Here is a 6,965-nt window from a genome sequence, read left to right as displayed (position 1 = left end):
GGCTGGCCATGGCCGCATAGTTTCTACTTTTGAAACCCGTGCAAAACGGGGGCATTACCCCCTTTCAGTATTACTGTGAGTTCGTCCGCTGTTGGAGGAACGAGCCGAAAAAATCGTTCGTCATTTTCTGCAAAATCGGCTTTATGGTCGGCAGGACTTTTCACGGGGGCGCTCGCATGAGATATAGGGGCGCGACGAGGTTAGCGCGCAGTAGAGGGGAGGAGCAATCTCGGCTTTGGCAGGGACTACCTTATCTCTTGCCAGGCGGAATTCACCAGCCCGAACTTTCACCTGATGTCGGTGGCCTCGGCTCCGAGCGAGGTACGGTCGTACCTGGGAAAGTTGCGTACCGTACATTCCTTCATGTAGGTACGGTATGGAGGGATCACAGCTTGCGATGGCAACAGTCCGCGTATGTAGTTGATTTTCTGGGAGAATTTCGGAACTTCAGGCGGGTGAGAGCACGTAAAACCGGCCTCGATCCGCTGTCGGGTGACTTGCGTCATTCCCCGCGTGGCCTATCGCAGGCGTTCTGCCTGTGGAGGTTTGATTTTGTATCTCAACCCCAAAAGGGGCCGCTATTTGTTCGGCATGGAGCCCTTGCTCGTGGCAGGCGACCTGAGCTTGTCCGGCACACTGCTGGCGTGGTCTGGTATCGGCCATGCGGCCACGCCCAATACGCTTGGCTGCATGGCCTCGCCGGGCTTGGACTGCGTTGGCGACAGGCCGATTTCGACCCATTACGGGCACTCAAGCGCGGCTTGCCAAGATCGGCAGGTTTGATGGAAAATTGATAGTAATTCTCATTACTAAATTTTCAATCCGGAGCGCCTGGTGTCCACCATTCCTCCCGCTGCCGTATCAGCGATGCATACGCTTTACAGCGACAACCATGGGTGGCTGCTGGGGTGGTTGCGCCGTCGTGTGGGCGATCCTTTCGACGCGGCTGATTTAATGCAGGACACCTTCGTCAGGGTGTTGAAGACGCATACAGGGCGATGCGGCGCGGCCAACGCCGACCCGGCCGCTGAGATTCGGGAACCGCGCGCCTATCTGGCGACCATTGCCAAAAGCCTGATGATCGATTTCTTCCGGCGCCAAACGCTGGAGCGGACCTATCTCGAGGTTTTGGCCGCACTCCCACCGCAGGAGGTGCCTTCGCTCGAAACGCAGGCCGTGTTGCGTAGCGCCTTGATCGAGATTGACGCCATGCTCGACGGACTCGGCTTAAAGGTCAAGCAGGCCTTCTTGATGGCGCAGTGCGAAGACCTTCCCTATGCTGAGATTGCCCGCCGTCTGGGGATATCGCGTCGCAGCGTGGACAATTATCTGGCGCGCGCCATGGCGCATTGCTGCCTGCTCTTGCCGTGAGCGGCACGCCGATGTCTACGGAGACACCGCTCAGCGCGCGGGATCTGCGCGCCATCAAGGAGGCCGCCACGTGGTACGCGCGCCTTAGTTCGGAAGCCACTACCGCCAACGATCGCCACGCCTGGAGCCTCTGGCTCGCCAGCGACGCCGCCCACCGCGCCGCGTGGGGCAAGGTCGAGCAGGTCTGCCGCCAGATGGGCCGCCTGCCAGGCAGCATCGCCCGCCCCACGCTGGCGCCGGCCAAGGCGTCGCGCCGCGCAGTGTTGCGTACCATCGGCCTCGTGGCAGGCGCCGGCGCCGCCTCCTGGCTGGGATGGCGCACCCTGCCGTGGGAAGGCTGGGCTGCCGACTACCGCAGCGCCGTCGGCGAACGGCGCAACATCAAGCTTGCGGACGGCTCGTCCATGCTGATGGACACCAATACCGCCGTCGACGTCACGTTCGACGCCCAGGCGCGCATCCTGGACCTGCGATCGGGCGCCATTCTGGTCTCCACGCATCCCGACCCCGCCGCCAAGCCGCGCCCCTTCCTCGTGCGAACGCGCCAGGGCACGGCCACCGCGCTCGGCACGCGTTTCATGGTCAAGACCGAAGGTGGCTGGACGCGCGTGGCCGTCCTGGAAAAGTCGGTTCGCATTGAACCCGTACAGGGGCAGGGGGCCGTCGTCCTGCAAGCTGGCCAGCAAGCGCGGTTCAGCCGAGACACCGTCGAACCCGCCAAGCCAAACGACATCACTACTGCGTCATGGACTAGTGGCAACCTCGTCGCGTTGGACATGCCGCTGGGCCAACTGGCGGCCGAGCTGGGCAGATATCGGCGCGGCGGTCTTGGGTGCGACGCCGATGTTGCCCAACTGCTGGTGTCGGGCTCTTTTCCGCTGGACAACACCGATCAGGCCCTGGCCGCGTTGACGCAGGGCTTTCCGGTCAAGACCGAGCGGGTGCTGGGCTATTGGACCCGGCTTGTCGCGCGTTGAAGCGTGCGGACGCCGAGCTCAGGAACCGTCCAAATTTATTTTTGAAGAATTTGCGTCTTCGGGCCGTTTCGTTCGTCCTCTCAGGCAGAACCTTTATTTCACGCCTTCCTGAGAGACTTCATGTCGTACAACCCCTCTGTTCACTCGATTTCCGTCCGCGGCATGCGCCTGCGCGCCTTGCCTTCCCATTTGGCGCTATTGTTCATGGCGTCGGCCCTGCTTGCCTCGCCGATGCTGCATGCGCAAGGCGCCGTCATGGCCTCCGAGTCCACCGTCCGCCGCTTCGACATCCCTGGCGGGCCGCTGGCCCAAGTGATCAGCCAGTATGCAAGCGCAGCCGGCGTGGCCATCTCGTTCGATGCCGCGCAAACGCGCGGCTTGACCTCTGCCGGCGTGCATGGCGCGTATGGGGGGGATGCGGGCTTCGCGGTTGCACTGGCGGGTAGTGGATTGCAGGCCGTCCGCGGCGCGCAGGGCGCTTACACGCTGCAGGCTTTGCCCGCAGCGGGATCCGTGGTCACCCTCCCCAGCATCGCCGTGACCGCCTCTTCCGAGCGGCCTGCCGACGACGGCTTCGTAGCGCTGCGTTCGTCGGCAGGCACCAAGACCAATACGCCCCTAATCGAGATTCCCCAAGCTATCAGCGTCGTCAGTCGCGAAGAGATGGATCAGCGTGGCGTGCAGAATTTCAATTCCGCAGTGGCGTACACACCCGGCATTCGCGCCATCGACTACCCCGGCGGGCAAGGCGCGCCCGACATCTACCTTCGAGGTTTCCGCGCCTTCAACCTGTTTTCGACGTTCCGGGACGGCCTGCGCGCGGGGTTTAACCAGTACGACATCGATATCGAGACCTACGGGCTGGAACGGATCGACGTTATCAAGGGGCCGTCGTCCGTGCTGTACGGGCAAATCGCCCCGGGCGGGCTGGTCGACATGACGACTAAGCGCCCGACCGAAACGCCGCTGCATGAAATCGAATTGCAGGGCGGGAATTTTGACCGCCGCCAGGCTGCGTTCGACTTCGCAGGTCCGATGGACCAGGAGGGCAAGTGGCTTTACCGCATCACCGGCGTGGCGCGCGACAGTGGCACCCAAGTCGACCATTCGCCCGACGACCGGTTCTATCTGGCCCCGTCGCTGACATGGCGTCCTACCGACCGGACCAACGTCACCGTCTACGCGAGCTACCAGAAATCCAAGCGCGGCGGTTCGGAACAAAGTCTGCCACTGACCGGCACAGTCATTGACAACCCGGCCGGCCGCTTCCCGTCGGACGTCTTTCTAGGGCAACCCGACCTGACGCACTACACGGTCGAGAACACCTCGGTCGGCTATGAAGTCGAACATGCCGCCACGGAAAACTGGACCGTGCGTCAAAAAGCCCGCTACACGCATGCCGACGTGGATTACGTGTCCAGCGGTGCACGCAACAGCGCGCAACTGACCGACGGACGCTACTACACGTTCGGCATGCAGGACCGCCCGAAAAGCACTGACACCTTCCTGGTCGACACCAATGTCGAAGGCCGCGTTTCAACGGGTGCCGTGCAGCACACCGTTTTGGCAGGCCTGGACTACGGGTACTATTCCGGCCGCGAGTCCCGCACCGGGGGCACCAATGGCACGGTGGACATCTTCAATCCCGTCTACACCAATACCACCACGTGGAACAGCTTCAAATCGGTGGACGGCAAGAGCCAGGTCTATCAGACCGGGTTGTATGCGCAGGACCAACTGCGCTATGAGCGCTGGATCCTGACGCTGGGCGGCCGCTACGACTGGGCCACCAACAAGGAATCCGACTATCTGTCCGATGCGTCCAGCAAGGTCAATTCTGAGGCCTTCACTGGCCGTAGCGGACTAACCTATCTTTTCGACAACGGCGTCGCACCGTACGTCAGCTACTCCACGTCGTTCCAGCCCGCCTCGGGCACGCTGGCGCCGGCACGGGGTGGCGGCAATTTCGATCCGACCAAGGGCAAACAGTACGAAGTCGGCATCAAGTACCAGCCTCCGGGTTCCGACAGCATGATCACGGCGTCCCTGTTCCAGTTGACGCAGCAAAACGTCACCACCGCGGACCCTTTGTATTCCGGCTACTCGGTGCAGGACGGCGAGGTGCGCTCGCGCGGGCTGGAGTTGGAAGCGAAGACCTCGCTGGCCGCTGGCCTGAACGTGGCGGCGTCTTACACCTATCTGGATGCCGAGATCACCAAGGACAATGCCAATCTCGTCACCGGCGTTAGCAAGAAGGGCCTACGCCCAGCGTCGGTGCCGCGTCACATGGCGGGCCTGTTCGTCGACTACACCGTGCGCACCGGGCCGCTCGCCGGGCTGGGCTTGGGCAGCGGCGTCCGGTATGTTGGGTCTTCCTACAACGCGGCTAATACGATCAAGATCGGCGGGTACACCCTGGTTGATGCGGTGGTGCGATATGACCTGGGTCAGTTGAGCCAAGATCTTAAGGGCTTGCGCGCTTCGATTAGTGCGACCAACCTCTTTGATAAACGCTATTTCACCCCGGGCTTCTACGATCAGTCCGTGTTTTACGGCAACAGGCGCGCCGTGGTGGGGACATTGAGCTATAGCTGGTGATTTCACCGATGGAGGACAAGGGATTCGGCTGATGGGTTAGTTCGGTACTACGGTGGCGGCGAGCGGCTGCTTCTGACCGGCAAGCGTCCGCTCGCCGGCCGGTATCCATCAAACCTCTGTTTGTTCAGCCATCTCAAGCGCATCGTCGACTTCGATGCCAAGGTAGCGGACTGTGCTTTCCAGCTTTGTATGCCCGAGCAGCAGTTGTACAGCCCGAAGATTCTTCGTCCGGCGGTAGATCAGCGAGGCTTTTGTACGGCGCATAGTGTGGGTTCCATATGCGGTATCGTCTAGGCCAATCGATGCGATCCAGCGATGCACAATACGGGCGTACTGCCGCGTCGACAGATGCGGGGACGTATGCAAACGGCTCGGAAACAGAAAATCCGCCGCCTTTAGCCCTCGCGCCTCGATCCATGCTTCAACGCTCTCACGGGTTTGCCCCGTGATCTCGAATTGCACCGGACGCAGGGTCTTTTGTTGCATGACGGTGGCTCTGGCGGCCACGTGGCTTCCGTGACGGATGTCCTGCACCTGCAATCGCGTGAGATCACACGCTCGAAGCTTGCTATCGATTGCGAGATTGAACATTGCGAGTTCCCGGACGTTCGACGCTATCTGCAGTCTCGTTCGGATTGCCCAAATTTCTCCTAGCTTTAGAGGTGGCTTCTGCCCGGTGAGTTTGCCTTTGTTCCATGGCACACGATGGCCCACGGTGACATTCGTGGATTCCATGACAATCTCCTTTCGCGTAAAGGGAGATTCAGTGTGCTCCTACGGAGGGTCGCTATGCGACCCATAGCGGCCGTTCACCGAAAAAATTCGGTTGACTGTTGCGCGGTGACTGCTGCCGTTACCCGTCTATCAAACTAAGCAGAATGCTGCACATAGCCTTAATTCTGCACGATTAGCCTACTTGGCTATCGGTAGAGTACAGTTGCGTGGTTCACAGCTGATGGTTACACGGATGGCCATGATTCTCAACTTTCCCCCACCCTCCAACTGGCAAGATTTCCAATTACTTACCTTGCGCCTCGTCGAGCAGCTGTGTGAACCGACCACGGTCCGTGACTATGGGCGTCAAGGTCAACGTCAGAACGGCGTGGATGTATACGGTGAGATGTTTGGCGAAGGCCATCTTGGCGTTCAGTGCAAGCAGATGCAGCCCGGGAAGCAGCTCACTTTAAAATTAATCAAGGACGAGGCTGACGATGCGCGAGCATTTTTGCCCGCGCTGAAAACCTTTGTTGTTGCTACAACGCTGGCAGAAGACACAGCGCTTCATAAGGCTGTGACCGAACTGAATGAACTTCAGACGTACCCGTTCAAGATTACCTACTGGAGCTGGACGCGCTTCAACGACAGTCTCAATCGGTCGAGCCGATTGGTGGAGGAGAGCTACGCAGCGTACGCCCAAGCGTTCGGCGAAGGTACAGAACTGTTGGAGGTGGGTGCCCTCCGAGAAGCTTTTGATCGCCCTGCCTTTGTCGACGATTTCCACCACGAACTTAGCATCTCTGATTTCTTGAGTGCTCTCGCTGATACGGTGCTTTTCTTGCAGACTGGCTACCTACGGGATCGAATTTCCGGACAGCTTCTGCGTGGCTCGTACCCGCTCGAAATGTTGCCTGCAGGCGAATTTAGAAAGCTGCGAACGAAGCTTTTGAAAGAGGTTAAGAACCTTCGAGCCGAGGCTATTGCGGACAATAATGCGGGTCAGCTTAATCCTTCGCGAGCTTCAGAATATAACGCTCGCCGGTATGCGTTAATTGCGACGTTGAACAAGGGCTTGGAGAATTACGGGCCTAACGCTGTTTTTCCGCAATATCAGTGCTAACTGATTTAATCAGCCCAGGCTTCGGGTGGCAATTCCAACATGTATCGTCACCTTCCAGCTAGCGGGATTTTTGCCGTACTCAGTGTGCGGAACTCATCTACAACGGTCCCTCGTTGCGAGTCTTTTGACAGCCGCTCCTGATCGAAAATTGACTATCTCAAACGCCGGTTTCCGACCCGGAG

General features: G+C 59.8%; 5 protein-coding genes. 4 read left to right on the top strand and 1 reads right to left on the bottom strand.

Features of this window, described 5'->3' with window-relative positions; translation table 11 throughout:
• Positions 1-867 precede the first annotated feature (867 nt).
• The 3 genes from A7V84_RS07630 (at position 868) to A7V84_RS07620 (ending at position 4,946) form a co-directional block, all read left to right on the top strand.
• Complete coding sequence (locus A7V84_RS07630; RefSeq protein WP_054428411.1) at positions 868-1,371, top strand: sigma-70 family RNA polymerase sigma factor; 504 nt, start codon at positions 868-870, stop codon at positions 1,369-1,371.
• An 11-nt stretch (positions 1,372-1,382) separates the two neighbouring features.
• Positions 1,383-2,348: a FecR domain-containing protein gene (locus A7V84_RS07625; RefSeq protein ID WP_063492581.1), complete on the top strand. Its 966-nt coding sequence runs from the start codon at positions 1,383-1,385 to the stop codon at positions 2,346-2,348.
• Positions 2,349-2,468: 120 nt separating this feature from the next.
• Positions 2,469-4,946 carry a TonB-dependent siderophore receptor gene (locus A7V84_RS07620; RefSeq protein ID WP_231939991.1) on the top strand — a complete coding sequence of 826 codons (2,478 nt, stop codon included), beginning with the start codon at positions 2,469-2,471 and terminating at the stop codon, positions 4,944-4,946.
• Positions 4,947-5,054: 108 nt separating this feature from the next.
• On the opposite strand, the gene A7V84_RS07615 is transcribed toward A7V84_RS07620, so the two are convergent.
• Positions 5,055-5,681 (bottom strand): tyrosine-type recombinase/integrase, encoded by a 627-nt coding sequence (locus A7V84_RS07615; protein ID WP_063491980.1) that lies wholly within the window; start codon positions 5,679-5,681, stop codon positions 5,055-5,057.
• A 238-nt stretch (positions 5,682-5,919) separates the two neighbouring features.
• Here A7V84_RS07615 and A7V84_RS07610 point away from each other — a divergent pair, with 238 nt between their 5' ends.
• The gene (locus tag A7V84_RS07610; protein ID WP_127070783.1) at positions 5,920-6,783 is read left to right on the top strand and encodes a hypothetical protein; all 864 of its coding nucleotides are present in this window, start codon (positions 5,920-5,922) and stop codon (positions 6,781-6,783) included.
• Positions 6,784-6,965: the final 182 nt, after the last annotated feature.

The organism is Bordetella trematum, assembly GCF_900078335.1.
In the GTDB taxonomy this organism is placed as follows: Bacteria; Pseudomonadota; Gammaproteobacteria; order Burkholderiales; family Burkholderiaceae_B; genus Bordetella; species Bordetella trematum.
This window is presented reverse-complemented; position numbering and strand designations above follow the sequence as displayed.

Bases quoted from the DNA above. Each gene is read 5' to 3' on its own strand.
- A7V84_RS07630 (WP_054428411.1), top strand. From the start codon at position 868: ATGCATACGCTTTACAGCGACAACCATGGGTGGCTGCTGGGGTGGTTG.
- A7V84_RS07625 (WP_063492581.1), top strand. From the start codon at position 1,383: ATGTCTACGGAGACACCGCTCAGCGCGCGGGATCTGCGCGCCATCAAG.
- A7V84_RS07620 (WP_231939991.1), top strand. From the start codon at position 2,469: ATGTCGTACAACCCCTCTGTTCACTCGATTTCCGTCCGCGGCATGCGC.
- A7V84_RS07615 (WP_063491980.1), bottom strand. From the start codon at position 5,681: ATGGAATCCACGAATGTCACCGTGGGCCATCGTGTGCCATGGAACAAA.
- A7V84_RS07610 (WP_127070783.1), top strand. From the start codon at position 5,920: ATGATTCTCAACTTTCCCCCACCCTCCAACTGGCAAGATTTCCAATTA.